Origin of the sequence: Streptacidiphilus jeojiense, from assembly GCF_000719095.1 — a bacterium.
Classification (GTDB): Bacteria; Actinomycetota; Actinomycetes; order Streptomycetales; family Streptomycetaceae; genus Streptacidiphilus; species Streptacidiphilus jeojiensis.
In genome coordinates this window covers 117,965-131,255 of sequence record NZ_JOEH01000011.1, presented here as the reverse complement: position 1 = coordinate 131,255, position 13,291 = coordinate 117,965, and the positions used below count along the sequence as shown (strand labels likewise).

Annotated in this window: 16 protein-coding genes; 8 read left to right on the top strand and 8 right to left on the bottom strand. The window is 72.1% G+C overall.

Going from position 1 to position 13,291, the window contains the following annotated elements; genetic code table 11:
- Positions 1-63: 63 nt before the first annotated feature.
- The gene (locus IF29_RS47660; protein ID WP_232242183.1) at positions 64-573 is read left to right on the top strand and encodes a hypothetical protein; all 510 of its coding nucleotides are present in this window, start codon (positions 64-66) and stop codon (positions 571-573) included.
- A gap of 9 nt (positions 574-582) precedes the next feature.
- Here IF29_RS47660 and IF29_RS0116710 read toward each other — a convergent pair whose 3' ends face one another.
- Positions 583-1,806: a low temperature requirement protein A gene (locus IF29_RS0116710; RefSeq protein ID WP_030255157.1), complete on the bottom strand. Its 1,224-nt coding sequence runs from the start codon at positions 1,804-1,806 to the stop codon at positions 583-585.
- A 150-nt stretch (positions 1,807-1,956) separates the two neighbouring features.
- Between IF29_RS0116710 and IF29_RS0116705 the strand changes: the two genes are divergently transcribed.
- The 4 genes from IF29_RS0116705 (at position 1,957) to IF29_RS0116690 (ending at position 5,689) form a co-directional block, all read left to right on the top strand.
- Positions 1,957-2,436 carry a MarR family winged helix-turn-helix transcriptional regulator gene (locus tag IF29_RS0116705; RefSeq protein ID WP_030255155.1) on the top strand — a complete coding sequence of 160 codons (480 nt, stop codon included), beginning with the start codon at positions 1,957-1,959 and terminating at the stop codon, positions 2,434-2,436.
- Entirely contained in the window at positions 2,433-3,965 is a 1,533-nt protein-coding gene (locus IF29_RS0116700) for an MFS transporter (protein ID WP_084714386.1), read from the top strand. The genes IF29_RS0116705 and IF29_RS0116700 overlap by 4 nt, the downstream gene beginning before the upstream one ends.
- Entirely contained in the window at positions 3,962-4,558 is a 597-nt protein-coding gene (locus IF29_RS0116695) for a cysteine hydrolase family protein (protein ID WP_030255150.1), read from the top strand. The genes IF29_RS0116700 and IF29_RS0116695 overlap by 4 nt, the downstream gene beginning before the upstream one ends.
- Positions 4,559-4,693: 135 nt before the next feature.
- A complete protein-coding gene (locus IF29_RS0116690) occupies positions 4,694-5,689 on the top strand; it encodes a S66 peptidase family protein (protein ID WP_030255147.1) in 996 nt (331 codons plus the stop codon).
- Between the two features lie 35 nt (positions 5,690-5,724).
- On the opposite strand, the gene IF29_RS0116685 is transcribed toward IF29_RS0116690, so the two are convergent.
- On the bottom strand, positions 5,725-6,102 hold the full coding sequence (locus IF29_RS0116685) for a MerR family transcriptional regulator (RefSeq protein ID WP_030255144.1): 378 nt from the start codon (positions 6,100-6,102) through the stop codon (positions 5,725-5,727).
- A gap of 26 nt (positions 6,103-6,128) precedes the next feature.
- The gene (locus tag IF29_RS0116680) at positions 6,129-7,154 is read right to left on the bottom strand and encodes an MDR family NADP-dependent oxidoreductase (RefSeq protein WP_030255142.1); all 1,026 of its coding nucleotides are present in this window, start codon (positions 7,152-7,154) and stop codon (positions 6,129-6,131) included.
- 126 nt (positions 7,155-7,280) lie between these two features.
- Here IF29_RS0116680 and IF29_RS0116675 point away from each other — a divergent pair, with 126 nt between their 5' ends.
- Complete coding sequence (locus IF29_RS0116675; protein WP_030255140.1) at positions 7,281-7,808, top strand: HAD domain-containing protein; 528 nt, start codon at positions 7,281-7,283, stop codon at positions 7,806-7,808.
- 20 nt (positions 7,809-7,828) lie between these two features.
- Here IF29_RS0116675 and IF29_RS0116670 read toward each other — a convergent pair whose 3' ends face one another.
- Complete coding sequence (locus IF29_RS0116670; protein ID WP_030255138.1) at positions 7,829-9,079, bottom strand: MFS transporter; 1,251 nt, start codon at positions 9,077-9,079, stop codon at positions 7,829-7,831.
- Between the two features lie 153 nt (positions 9,080-9,232).
- Here IF29_RS0116670 and IF29_RS0116665 point away from each other — a divergent pair, with 153 nt between their 5' ends.
- A complete protein-coding gene (locus IF29_RS0116665) occupies positions 9,233-10,156 on the top strand; it encodes an LLM class F420-dependent oxidoreductase (RefSeq protein WP_030255129.1) in 924 nt (307 codons plus the stop codon).
- A 93-nt stretch (positions 10,157-10,249) separates the two neighbouring features.
- Here IF29_RS0116665 and IF29_RS0116660 read toward each other — a convergent pair whose 3' ends face one another.
- The 3 genes from IF29_RS0116660 to IF29_RS0116650 all read right to left on the bottom strand — a co-directional run bounded on the left by IF29_RS0116660 (position 10,250) and on the right by IF29_RS0116650 (position 11,909).
- Complete coding sequence (locus IF29_RS0116660; RefSeq protein WP_157623781.1) at positions 10,250-10,735, bottom strand: hypothetical protein; 486 nt, start codon at positions 10,733-10,735, stop codon at positions 10,250-10,252.
- A gap of 60 nt (positions 10,736-10,795) precedes the next feature.
- Positions 10,796-11,263 carry a GNAT family N-acetyltransferase gene (locus IF29_RS0116655; RefSeq protein ID WP_030255125.1) on the bottom strand — a complete coding sequence of 156 codons (468 nt, stop codon included), beginning with the start codon at positions 11,261-11,263 and terminating at the stop codon, positions 10,796-10,798.
- Between the two features lie 61 nt (positions 11,264-11,324).
- Positions 11,325-11,909 carry a TetR/AcrR family transcriptional regulator gene (locus IF29_RS0116650; RefSeq protein ID WP_030255123.1) on the bottom strand — a complete coding sequence of 195 codons (585 nt, stop codon included), beginning with the start codon at positions 11,907-11,909 and terminating at the stop codon, positions 11,325-11,327.
- A 106-nt stretch (positions 11,910-12,015) separates the two neighbouring features.
- Here IF29_RS0116650 and IF29_RS0116645 point away from each other — a divergent pair, with 106 nt between their 5' ends.
- Entirely contained in the window at positions 12,016-12,717 is a 702-nt protein-coding gene (locus IF29_RS0116645; protein ID WP_030255121.1) for an SDR family oxidoreductase, read from the top strand.
- 46 nt (positions 12,718-12,763) lie between these two features.
- Here the strand turns inward: IF29_RS0116645 and IF29_RS0116640 are convergent, their stop codons facing one another.
- On the bottom strand, positions 12,764-13,267 hold the full coding sequence (locus IF29_RS0116640; RefSeq protein ID WP_030255119.1) for an FMN-binding protein: 504 nt from the start codon (positions 13,265-13,267) through the stop codon (positions 12,764-12,766).
- Positions 13,268-13,291 lie beyond the last annotated feature (24 nt).

Below are 13,291 nucleotides of genomic sequence, written 5' to 3'. Positions count from 1 at the left end.
AGTGCCAGGCAGCTCCGGTATAAGTGATCACAGGGATGCCTTGCTCGGGCGAGGGATGAGGGGGTGGCCACGATCGAGGCGGCGGGGAACCTCTACGCGTATCGGGTACGGGGGTGTGGGCGCAGTGGTGTGGTGCTGTGGATCGGTGGCCGGGGCGACGATCCCGACCAGGTGCTGGCGCTGCCGGCGGCCGGTGGGCGGCGACTCCCGGTGTTTGTGACGGTTCGGCAGGCGCGGATGTATGTGCGCCGCCGTGGACGAGTGTTGGGCACCCCTGGTGTCAACACGCTGGAACTCCGGCGTGTCCAGCACTGGTCGGCGGATCCGGTGCGCCGGCAGGCGCCGCCGGGTGCGGTACTGGAGGCCTGGAACTTCTTCGAGGATCTGGCCCGGGGGCTGGGCTCGGCCCATCGACTGCCACGGCAGGGGCCGGTGCACGGCGCGGCCTATCGCAAGCTGTTCGAGGGCGAGTGCTCCGCATGGTCATCTGATGAGCGCCGGGCCGCCCTGGAAGTGGTCCGGGCGGGTGTGGAACTGTGGGACTCCTGCCCGGTGATCGTCAAGCCACGCTGAGGCAGTCGCTCAGGACGTCGGGTCGGTGGCGGGTTCGGTGTCGTCGGACAGGCGTTTGACCACGGCGAGGGTCCAGGGGATGCCGAAGAGGAGGGCGAGGGCGATGCCGAGCACGAGTGGGGCCGGGCGGGCTGCGCCCACCGCCACGCACAGGACGGCTGCGGCGACGCAGGTGCGGGACAGGGGGCGGTAGAGCCCTTGGGTCGTGCGCCAGATCTGGAGCGAGGAGGCCAGCACCATCGTCATGCAGAGCACGACGGCGGCGCCGGCGCAGAGGACCCAGGCGGTGGCGGCGGGGGTGCGGCTCTCGTGGGCGTACTCGACCAGGTCGACCATCGCGGCGCCCATGGCGGCCACCGCGGCGGTGAGCGGCAGGTGGACCAGCATCCACTGCAGGGTGCTCGCACGGGTGGGCCTCGGCAGCCGGTGGCCGGCGAAGTCGAAGTAGGTCCACCAGGAGCCGAAGCCGACGACGACGGCGACCAGCCCGACGGCCAGGGTCAGCGCGTTGGAGGTCTCGTGGGCCAGTCCCTCGACCACTCCGGTCACGTTCTCGCCCAGCACGATGATGATGAACAGGCCGAACCGCTCGGCGAGGGCGTCGGTGACGCTGAGCGCGACCGCCCGTTCCGGGATGGACCTGCCGATCACGACCGTGAAGCCCACCAGGTAGGCGAGGGCCAGCAGGCCCCAGGTCAGCACGCGCGGGCCCGCCGGCAGGACGGCACTGGCCCCCAGGACGGCGGCGCAGACGGCCGTGCCGGTCACGAACAGCATGCTGGGACGGCGGTACTCGGGGCTGTCGCCGCGCGCGGCGAGCAGCCAGAGCAGGGCCAGCACCGCGAAGAGCACCCCGGCGTCCACGGCGAAGGCGAATCCGCGTGCGCCGCCCGCGTCGGGGATGAAGGCGCCCAGCGGTACCAGCACCAGGATCTGCAGCAGGAACATGATCCGGCCGCGGGCGTCCTCGCGGCCGTGCAGTTCGTGGTGCAGGCTGCCGTTCAGCCAGGCGATCCACACCAGCGTGAACACCGCGGCGAACAGGCCCAGGCCGTGCCAGTCCAGGTCCCCGGCCAGGTGCTGGGCCGCCTGGGCCACCAGCACGACCACGACCAGGTCGTAGAAGAGCTCCAGCGGGCCGACCACGCGCTCGCGCGGCTGCTCGCCGTGGGCGCGCGGGGGCTGCCAGAGCTGTCGGCGCAGCCGGGCCCACTGCTCCTGTCGCGAGGTCATTCCCGCAGCGTAGAGGGCTGACGGAGGAAGGGTGCGGATCTGGATCGCAGGCGTGCCGTGGCGCGTTCCGCAGCGCGTCGAACGGGAGCCGTCGCAGAAAACTACTCAAGAAACTTGGCAAAGTTACTTGAGTAGTTTTACGATGGGGTCATGAACACGAAGCCCCGGCCGCAGCAGCCCACCCCGTCCGCTGCGACCGCACAGCGTCTGCAGGACGCGATGACTCGGCTGCGGGCACGTCTGCGTGCGGAGTCCGGGCAGAACGCGACCGGCCTGACCCTCTCGCAGCTCGGCATCCTGTCGGGCGTCGTACGCGAGGGCCCGGTCACCGCGGCCCGGCTCGCCGCGCTGGAGCACGTCAGCGCGCAGGCCGTCACCCAGAGCCTGGCGGTGCTCAAGGAAGCCGGCCTGGTCCACAGCGAGCCCGACCCGCTGGACGGCCGCAAGAAGCTGGTCAGCGCCGACACCTCCGCGACCGAGCTGATCGACCGGATCCTGGCGGGCCGCGCCTCGTTCCTGGCGCGCGCCATCGACCAGGTGGTCGCCCCCGAGGAACGCCAGGACCTGGCCAGGGCCATCGAGCTGCTGGAGCGGCTCGCCGAGGCGGACCTGAGCGGCGGCGGCATATGAGCGTCGCCGTCAGCCAGGGTGACGCCACGACCCGCGATCCCGGGCACCAGCCCTTCGCCTGGCCCTTCACCACCCCGCTCTACGTGGGCTCGGCCCTCAACCCGATCAACAGCTCGATCATCGCCACCGCCCTGGTGCCCATCGCCGCCCAGCTGCACGTCGCGGTGGGCGCCACCGCCGTCCTGGTCTCCTCGCTGTACCTGGCCAGTGCCGTGGCCCAGCCCACCGCGGGCAAGCTGGCCGAGGTGCTCGGCCCGCGCCGGATCTTCCTGTCCGGCATCGTGCTGGTGCTGCTCGGCGGCCTGGTCGGCGGGGTCGGCCAGAACCTGGCGATGCTGACCGTCGCCCGGGTCCTGATCGGCATCGGCACCTCGGCCGCCTTCCCCTGCGCGATGGTGATGATCCGTCGCCGCGCCCAGCAGGCCGGGCTGGAGTCCCCGCCGGGCGGAGTGCTCGGCGGCCTCGCGATCGCCGGCATGGCCACGGCCGCGATCGGCCCGCCGATCGGCGGGCTGCTGGTCGGCGCCGCGGGCTGGCGCTGGGCCTTCTTCATCAACATCCCGATCACCGCGATCGCGCTGCTGATGGCCGTGCGCTGGCTGCCCGCGGACCCCGCCCTGGACCGCGCGGACAGCACCTTCCGCAGGGTCGCCGACCGGATCGACCTGACCGGCATCATCGGCTTCGCCGCGTCGATGACCGCACTGGTCGTCTTCCTGATGGGGCTCCCCGGCATCAAGTGGGTCGCGCTCGTCGTCTTCGTCGTCGCCGCGGTACCCACTGTGGTGTGGGAACTGCGCAGGACCGACCCGTTCTTCGACTTCCGCGAACTCGCCGCCAACGGCGCCCTGGCCCGCACCTACCTGCGCCAGGCCCTCACCCTGCTCGGCGTCTACACCGTGATGTACGGGATGACCGAGTGGATGGAGGCCGCACACGGGTTCTCCACGGTGACGTCGGGACTGCTGCTGCTGCCGATGGGCGCGGTCTCCGCACTGCTCTCGCGCCCGCTCGCCAGCCGCAACCTGGTGCGCGGACCGCTGCTGGCCGCGGCGCTGACCATGGTGCTCGGCTCGGGCGGGATCGTGCTGCTCAGCTCGCACAGCCCGGCCATCGCCATCGTCCTGGTCTCGCTGATCTTCGGGGTGACGTCGGCCGCCACCACCGTCGGCAACCAGACCGCGCTCTACCTCTCGTCGCCGCCCGAGCGGATCGGGACCGCCTCCGGGCTGTTCCGGACCTTCGGCTACCTCGGCACCATCACCTCCGCCGTGATCGGCAGCATCGTCTTCCGCAACGGCGCCAGCGACCACGGCCTGCACACCCTCGGCCTGGTCCTGGTCGCCGCCGGCGTCGCCGTCCTGCTGCTGACCGTCCTCGACCGCCGGCTGATGGCCCGCAAGGCGGACCGGAAGACCGGCGCCCCGGACCCCACCGACACCCCCAACCCCACTGACCCCACCGACCCCCCTGAGAGCGCCGCGAACGCAGCGGCGACGGCAATCACCCGCAAGGAGAACCACGCATGACCACCCCTGCCCTCCCCGAGATCGACCCCAAGCGGACCGCTCTGCTGGCGATGGACTTCCAGAACGGGATCGTCGCGTTCGTCCCGGAGCCCGACGCGCTCGTCGAGCGGGTCAAGGGCGCGATCGCCGACGTCCGCGCCGCCGGTGGCACCATCGGCTACGTCCGCGTCGCCTTCACCGAGGACGACTGGGCGGCGGTCCCGGAGACCAACAAGACCTTCAGCGGGGTCGCCGCGGCGAAGATGATGCACCACGAGGACGACGCCACCCAGATCGACGCGCGGATCGCCCCCGAGGACGGCGACATCGTCGTCCGCAAGATCCGCTTCGGCTCGGTCTCCACCACCGACCTCCACGAGCAGCTGCAGGACCGGGGCATCGACACCCTGATCCTGTCCGGCATCAGCACCGGCGGGGTCGTCCTGTCCACGCTGATCGACACCGCCGACCGCGACTACCGCGTCTACGTGCTGACCGACGGCGTCGCCGACCCGCACCCGGAGGTCAACCGGATCCTGGTCAACGAGGTCTTCCCGTCCCGCGCCCACCTGATCGACACGGCCCGGCTGCGCGAGCTGCTCAAGTCCGCCTGACCCGGCGTCACCCGCCGCTCCGGGGCGATGCGATGGGGCCTGTGCCCCGTCGCATCGCCCCGTTCCCGTACCCCAGCGGCTGGGCCCCGCGAAAGTCGGGTGACCTTGCCCCGAGGCACCGGCAACACTGGCGCCATGACTGGTTCCGCACTGCCTCACGTGCTTCGGCCGCGTGCCCTGCGCCCCGGGGATCTCGTCGTCATCGCGTCGCTGTCCGGTCCGCTGCCGGCCGCCTACGAGCCCAACGTCGAGCAGACGGTGGTGGTGCTCGAACGGATGGGATTCCGGGTGCGTCGGGCTCCGCTGCTGGAAATCGGGCGCAGCCACTGGTGGAGCGCCGCCACTCCGGCTGAGATCGCCGGGGAGCTCAACGGACTCCTGCGCGATCCCGAGGTGCGCGCGATCATCGCCAGCGACGGCGGGCAGACGGCGCTCGGCTACCTCGACCTGATCGACGTCGAGGCGATCAGGGCCGACCCCAAGCCGATCCTCGGCTACAGCGACATCTCGCTGCTGCACCTCGTGCTGTATGCGCGCACGGGTCTGGTCGGGTTCCATGCCGACATGGCCGTCCCCGGCTTCGGCGGACACTGGCAGTCCGCACCCGCAGCGCGCCGGGCGGAACTGGAGAAGCTCTACTCCGGGTTGCTGACCAGCACCGAGGCGATCGGCGCGTTGCCGTCGAGCCCGTCGTGGGAGTGCTGGCGGCCCGGTCGGGTCGAAGGCCGGCTGATCGGCGGGGTGATCAACCGCATCGTCCTGGCGCAGGCGACGCGCTTCGCGATTCCGCTGGAATGGTTCGACGGCGCGGTGCTGTTCTGGGAGGAGATGGGCGGCCTGGCCTCGTACGTGTGGAGCTACCTGCAGGTGATGCGGCACAGCGGCATCCTCGATCGGATCTCCGGCATGGTCGTGGGCGTTCCGCGCGAGATCAACGGAATTGAACCCGGCGCGTCCCCGACCCTGCCCGAGATCGTCCTCGATGTCCTGGGCGACCGTGACATCCCGGTCCTGGGCAACGTCGAGATCGGGCACGCCGGGCCCAACCTGCCGATGCCGGTCGGGGTGCGCGTCGGCCTGGACGCGCAGAAGCGGACGTTGTCGCTGCTCGAACCGGCGATGGGGCAGTGAGCCGGCGACCGCCCGCCGTCGCTGAGCGGCCGGGGTCAGGCGTCCCCGAAGGCACGTTGGGCGAGGTTCGCGCGTAGGGCGGCAAGTCGGCCGATCTCGGCGTCGAGGGCGGCGAGTCTGCGGCCGACGACGCCGAACTCGGCGGCCGGGGTGCCGGGTTCGCCGGAGCCGCAGCGCGGCGGCGGGTCCTGTTCGAGCAGGTGCAGGCGGTCCGCGGAGGCGCGCAGGTCCTCGACGGTGAGACCCAGGGACAGCAGTTCGCGGATCACCCGGACCCGGGCGATCTCGGCGGGCCCGTACTCGCGCTGGCCGGAGGCCGTGCGCAGCGGCGGGGGCAGCAGTCCGCGCTGCTCGTAGAAGCGCAGCGCCCTGGGCGTGGTGCCGGTCGCCGCTGCCGCCTCACCGATCCGCATCCGGCCCCGCCTCCCGTACCGCGCCGCTAGAGTTCCACGACGACCGCCCCGAAGTGCCTGCCCTCGATCATCTCCTGCAATGCCAGCGGTGCGCGATCGATGCCCGCGATCCGTGCGTGCGGGAAGCGGATCTCCCCGGTCCGCAGCCAGCCGCCGAAGCGCCCGAGCCACTCCGCCTCCACACCGGGGTGGTCCGCGCCGCTGTACCCGCGGAGCGAGACGCCCCTGACGACGAGGCGGTAGCTGTCGATCTCCACCGGAGCGCTGCCGCCGGCCCGTTGTGCCGACATCTGCCCGGACATGGCCCCGACCAGGGCGAACCGGGCGCCCTGGCGGGCCGCGCCGACGGCCGCGGTCAGCTGCTCGCCGCCGACGGTGTCCAGCAGCACGTCGATGCCCTCGGGCGCCGCCTTCGCCAACTGGTCGGCGACCGGCCCGGATCCGCGCAGCACCACCGCGTCGTAGCCGAGCTCGGAGACCAGCCGCTCGGCCTTCCGCGGCGAGCCGGTGCTGCCGATCACCCGTCCGGCGCCCAGCAGCCGGGCGATCTGACCGGCCATCGACCCCACCGCCCCGGCCGCACCGGTGACCAGGACGGTGTCGCCGGGCCGGACCTCGGCCAGGCGGGTCAGCGCTCCGTAGGCGGCCGACCCCGGGGAGAGGTACGCGACCGGATCGGGGAGCGTGCCGTCCAGAGGAGTGCACTCGCCGTCGCTCACCAGGGCGTACTCCCGCCAGCCGAACATATGAGCGACCTGGTCACCGACGCGCAGCGGACTACCGGCCGGCGCGGCCACCACCTCGCCCACGGCCGGCCCGAACAGCGGGTCGCCGCTGAGCAGTTGCGGCAGCGGCAGGCCGTCGACCTCCCCGCCGATCAGGGTCCGCAATCCGGGGAAGACAACGAAGTACCGGTTCCGGACCAGGACCTGACCGCCCGTCGGCTCGGGAAGCGGCGCCGTGACGACGGCGAAGTGCTCCAGCGCGGGCAGTCCCTTCGGGACGGCGGCGAGACGGACCTCGCGGGCGGTACGGGGCAGCGTGGCATTCATGGTCGGCCCTTCCGGGTGGACGAGGGGCAGCGGGACGGTGGGTGTTCGCCGCCGGGTGCAGTGACGCTAACCTCTGACCCGCACGTCAGAGTCAAGCCCCGTCGACCGGCACCAAGGGAGTCCTTCATGGCTGACGCGCCCCGGCCGCTGCTCCTGATCGATGTGGACGGACCGCTCAATCCGTACGCCGCGAAGCCGACGCGCCGCCCCAAGGGCTACCGGACGCACCGGATGCGTCCCACCGGCTGGGACGATCCGGGCCTCAAGCCCCTGCGGGTGTGGCTGAACCCGGCGCACGGGCCCGCGTTGACGGCGCTGCCGTACCAGCTCGTGTGGTGCACCACCTGGCAGGCCGAGGCCAACGTCTGGATCGGCCCGCAGTTGGGACTGCCGGTGCTGGAGCACGTCTCGTTCCAGGACGTGCGACGTCCGGCCGTGGACGACGGAACCTACTTCAAGACCCATGAGGTCGTCCGTTGGGCCGCCGGCCGGCCGTTCGCCTGGGTCGACGACGAGGTGACCGACGCGGACCGGGAGTATGTCGCCGACGTCCACCCCGGTCCGGCACTGCTGCTGACGATCAACCCGCGAATCGGCCTGCTGCCCGCCGACTTCGAGCAGCTGTGGGAATGGGCCGAGTCCCCGAGGGAATGAGGAAGGCCCGGTACGGGAGATCAGCGGACCGGTAGCGAGGTCTCGTCGGCGGTGGGGGCTGCTTCCGCCGCGATGTGACGGGGCATCAGCAGCGCTGCGGCGGCGGAGGCGGCGACGGTGAGGGCGGCCAGGTCCATGGTGGGGCCGATGCCGATCTGCTGGCCGAGGACGGATCCGGCGAGCATGCCGACCAGGGTGGCCGCTGCCTGCGCCATGCCGTAGGCGGAGCTCACCCGGCCGAGCAGGTGGTCGGGGGTCTGCCGGGCGATGGAGGTGTCGACGGTGACCAGGAAGCAGACGGCCGGGGGACCGATCAGGGTGAACAGGAACAGGTCCCAGGCGGTGTCGTGGGTGTTGAAGGTGGCGGCGAACACCGCGGCCAGGGCGGCCAGGCTGCCGATGACGACGGTTCGGGGCGGGAAGCGGGTGGTGACGGACCTGCTGAGCGGGGCGCCGGCCAGGTAGCCGACCCCGAGGGCGGCGAACAGCCAGCCCAGGGTGCCGGCGGCGGCGTGCAGGACGGCGCCGATGTAGGGCACGAGCAGGGCGGTCAGGGCCGCGTTGCCGAGGAAGAACACAGCGGCCACGGTGAACAGGACCGGGAGCCCGGGGGTCGAGCGGACGCGGGCCGCACCGGCCCGCAGCTCTCCGGTGAAACGCTGCAGCGCGGTCCCGGAGCGGCGCCGGGGTTCTGCGGCAGCGGTGCGGTGGCCGATCGCGGTGATCAGGACCGCTGACGCCAGGTAGCTCACGGCGTCGAAGGCCACCACCGGGGCGAAGCCGACCAGGGCGTAGAGGGCGCCCCCGAGCGGGCCGCCGAGCAGTTGCACGGTGCCGGAGACCAGCGCGGCCAGCGAGTTCGCCGCGCCCAGCTGTGGACCTCGGCCGACCAGGACCGGGAGCAGGGCCTTGCGGGCGGGGGTGAAGAACTGACTGAGGCTCGCCTCGCCGAGCAGGGCCAGGTAGATCAGCCAGACCTGGTCGGGGCGGTGGACCAGGAGCATCAGCGCGACCGCTGCGGCCCGCAGCAGGTCGGCGGTGAGCATGGTGCGCCGCCGGTCCCAGCGGTCCGCGAACACCCCGGCCACCGGCCCGAGCAGCAGCGCCGGCACCGTCCCGGCGGCCAGCGACAGGCCGGTGGCCAGCGTCGATCCGGTCAGCCGGAGGACGTAGAAGGGTGCGGCGACCAGCAGCAGCCAGTCCCCGAGGCTGGACAGCAGCTGACCGGTCGCCAGCAGGCGGTAGTCACGGATCCGCAGGACACCGAACATGGACCACCCACCCCATCGGTTGGCACTCTCGATACGAGAGTGCCAACCGATGGGTATCAGTCCGTCCCGTCGTCGGGCAAGAGGGTGGTGGCTGACACATGATTGTCATGCAGGAGCGGAATGTGCCGGCTGCCACCGGTAGTTCGAGCCGGTATGACAGTGGGAGTAGCACTCGCCGCGCCGGACGCGGCCAACCAGATCGACGCCACCGTGCGGCTGGCCGAGGAGGCCGTGGCCGCGGGACTGCGGTCCGCCTGGTTCGGGCAGACCTTCGGCGCGGACTCGCCCCAACTCGCGGCGCTCGTCGGCCGTGCGGTGCCGGGCCTGCAGGTGGGCACGTCCGCGATCCCGGTCTTCGGACGCCACCCGCTGCTGGTGTCCAGCCAGGCCCAGACCGCCCAGGCGGCCACGCACGGCCGCTACCACCTCGGACTGGCGCTCGGTACCAAAGCCCTGACCGAGGCCGCCTTCGGCATCCCCTACCAGCGCCCGATCGCAAGGCTCCGTGAATTCCTGGTCGCACTGCGGCAGTTGATCGAGACGGGCAGCGCCGACTTCCACGGTGAGCTGCTCACCGCGACCACGCCGCTGCCGGCCCGGGTGCCGGGCGCCGAAGGCGGTGTTCCGCTGCTGGTCGCCGCCATGGGGCCGCAGGCACTGCGGGCCAGCGGTGAGTTGGCGGACGGGATCCTGCCCTACCTGGCGGGACCCCGGGCCCTGGCGGAGCACATCGTGCCGGCCGTCACCAAGGCGGCGGAGGCGGCAGGGCGTCCGGCGCCCCGGATCGTGGCGCTGGTGTCCGGCGTGGTGACCGACGACGCCGACGCGGTGCGCGAGACGTTCGCCGAACGGCTCGGGTTCTACGAGCGGATCCCGTCCTACGCACGGGTCATCGAGCTCTCCGGCGCCGAACGGGCCGCCGACGTCGCGGTCATCGGCGACGAGAAGAGCGTGGCCGCCGAGGTGCGGCGCTACCGGGACGCCGGTGCGACGGAGGTGGTGTTCTCCGGGACGGAGATCGCAGGCGCTGCGGAGCGCCGCCGGACCTGGGAACTCCTGGGGCAGTTGGCGCAGTGAGCGGCACAGGCCCGAGGGCCCCGGCCGCAGTTGCGGTCTCCGGGGCCCTCGGTGCCGTCAGGCGGGTGCCGTCACGCGCTCGGTGTCAGACAGTCAGACGGTCTTGGCGGCGTCCTGGCCGGTGGCCTGGCCGGGAACGCTGCCGTCGAAGACGGTCGCCTGCGGGAACGCAGCGATCAGCTGGTCCAGCTCGGCGCGCCAGTAGCGGTGCACGTTGAGCCGGGTGGGCTTGGAGCCCTGGGTCAGCTCCACGTACAGGGAGCTCCAGACCGAAGCGCGCTTGATCCGGCTGACCGGGAAGGCGGCCCGCGGGAACACCGCGACGACGTCGCCGGGACGGTTGGTCCAACGGCTGGCCGAGTTGACCACGATCGAGGTGTTGGTCAGCGTCAGGAAGTAGAACTTGCGCGTGAATGCGACGATCACGCCGACCAGTGGAATCTCGTCGAATATGGCGTTGAGCCAGGGACTTGGCCCCGTCTCGGTGTGCACGCAGGCGATGAAGGTCTCTCCGGGCGGGGCGGCCTGGGAGAGCTTCTCGATGACCTGAGCCTTCATCTTGGCCCGGCGAATCGCCATGGTTCCCCGTCTCTCTATGGTGTTGTCGCACCGTGCACGTCACGGTGGGGTGCGCAGAGATTAGCAGTTCCCGAGGGGCCCCTCGAACGGCAGTGCTCGGGTGAAGACGACCATGGTCCGGCCAGGGCCGTTGTAGTCGTCCTCGATGCGTGCGTCGAAGCCGAGCGTGCGGTGGAAGGCGATTGAGCCGGTGTTGGCGACCGAGGTGATGGCCTTCAGCCGGTCGGCGCCCTGGCGCTGCGCGGCGTCGGCGAACGCGGCGTACAGGCTCCGTCCCAGCCCGCTGCCCCGGGTGTCGTCGCGGGTGGCGATCAGGTGCACGTAGCCGACGCCGGCCGGGGTGACGAAGCCGATCAGGTAGCCCCGGATCCCGTCCTCGGCGCGGGCGACCAGGCAGGTCGAGCCGAACTCCTGCACCAGCGCCAGCTGGTGGAGCGGGCGCAGGTCGCGCTCGCCCCAGTAGCGGGGGTGGTCGGCGAGGACCTGCAGGATGTCGGTGACCCGGGCGGGCTCGATCTGTGCGTGCATGGCGGCCATCCTGCCCGACGGCTCGTGCCCCGTCGGCGGCCGCCCCGGTTCTGACCTGCCGTCAGACCACCCCGGCCGCGTCCAGCAGCACGGTCGCCGTCGCGGTGGCCAGGCCGTCCAGGGGGTGGCCCTGGACCACGGTGCGGGCGCCGGCGCCGTCGAAGACGATGGTCAGCTGGCGGGCCAGGGTCTCCGGGTCGGACGCGCCGGCGCGGGCGGCCTGGGCGTGGAAGAACGCGGTGAGCTGCTGCTTGAAGCCGCGGGCGACCACGCTGGCGGGATGGTCCGGGTCCTTGAGCTCGGTCGCGGTGGAGACGAACGGGCAGCCCTGGTACTCGGGGCCCGCCGAGAGCTGGTCCAGCCGCTCGAACACGTGCAGGACCTGTGCCCGGGGCGGCCGGGAGTCGTCCGCGGGCGGGAGCAGCAGGGCCTGGTAGCCGGGTCCGCTGCGTTCCAGGCTCGCCGCGAGCACCTCGTCCTTGCTCCCGAACAGCTGGTACATGGAGCGCTTGGAGACGCCGGCGGCCTTGCACAGGGCGTCGACGCCGATGTTCACGCCGTCGCGGTAGAAGAGCCCGGCGGCGGCGTCGAGCAGGCGCTCGCGGGGCGTGGGGCGGGCGGGCGTGCGGGGCGCGGACGTGGTCATGGGTACGAGGGTACGCCGGGTGGTGACAGGAGGAAACCGATCGGTGTACGTTGGTGGAAACCGATCGGTTTCCAACGGCCGGCGGACTCATCCAGGGAGAACACCCATGACTGCGATCTCAGGCGCGACCGTGCTCGTCACCGGCGGAAGCCGGGGCATCGGCAAGGCACTGGTCGAGGAGCTGTACGCACGCGGCGCCAAGAAGGTCTACGCCACCGCCCGCGACGCCTCCACCGTCCGCAACTCCGACGCCGTCCCGCTGGCCCTGGAGGTGACCGACCCCGCCTCGGTGGCGGCCGCCGCCGCACAGGCCCAGGACGTCACCATCCTGATCAACAACGCCGGTCGGGCGGTGAACGCGTCCTTCCTGGACTCCCCGGTCGAGGACGTCCGCACCGAGTTCGAGACCAACTTCTACGGCCCGCTGCTCACCGCCCGCGCCTTCGTGCCGATCATCGAGCGCAACGGCGGCGGCCACCTGCTGAACGTCCACTCGGTGCTGTCGTGGGTGGCGCTGGCCGGCTCCTACAGCGCCTCCAAGGCGGCCGTCTGGTCGCAGACCAACTCGCTGCGCCTGGATCTGCTGCCGCGCGGGATCCAGGTGACCGGCCTGCACGTCGGCTACGTCGACACCGACCTGGTCGCGCACGTCGACGCCCCGAAGACCGCGCCGGCCGAGGTCGCCCGGCAGGCCCTGGACGGCATCGAGGCCAACGCGGCCGAGGTGCTGGTCGACGAGGTGTCGCGGCAGGTGAAGCGGGGTCTGTCCGGCGACCTGGGCGCGCTGTACCCGCAGCTCGCGGGGTGAACGGGGTGAGCCGAGGGGTGGGCCGGGGCCGGACCCCGGCCGCGGCTCACTTGGCGGCGTCGAGCGCGCTCTGCAGCGAACCGATGTAGCCCTCGCTGGTGTAGCTGGCGCCGGAGACCGCGTCGATGTTGGCGCTCTGCGCGGCCAGCGCCTCCTGGGTCAGGATCGGGATGGCCTGGGAGTTGATCTCCTGGTCGCGGGGGTTGCCGTCGGGCTCCTGGACCACGTCGATCGCGGTGATCTTCGAGCCGTTGAAGGTGACCTTGACCTGGACCGGGCCCCAACGGGTGTCCACCGAGCCGCCGGTGATGGTGCGCACGCCGGTGCTCTTGGCGGCGCCGCCGGTCGAGGAGGCGCTCGGCGAGGACCCGGACGGCGAGCCCGACGAGGACCCGGCCCCGGTGCCGGTCCCGGACCCCGTGCCGCTGGAGTCCTGCTCGGGAGCGGTGACCGCGGGGACGGCTACGGCCACCGTGTGGTGCGGCTTGGCGGCCAGGAGCAGCACCACGCCCAGGGCGGTGCCTCCAGCGGTCAGTACGGTGCGACGCATTCGGGACGTCCCTCCTGTGGCTCG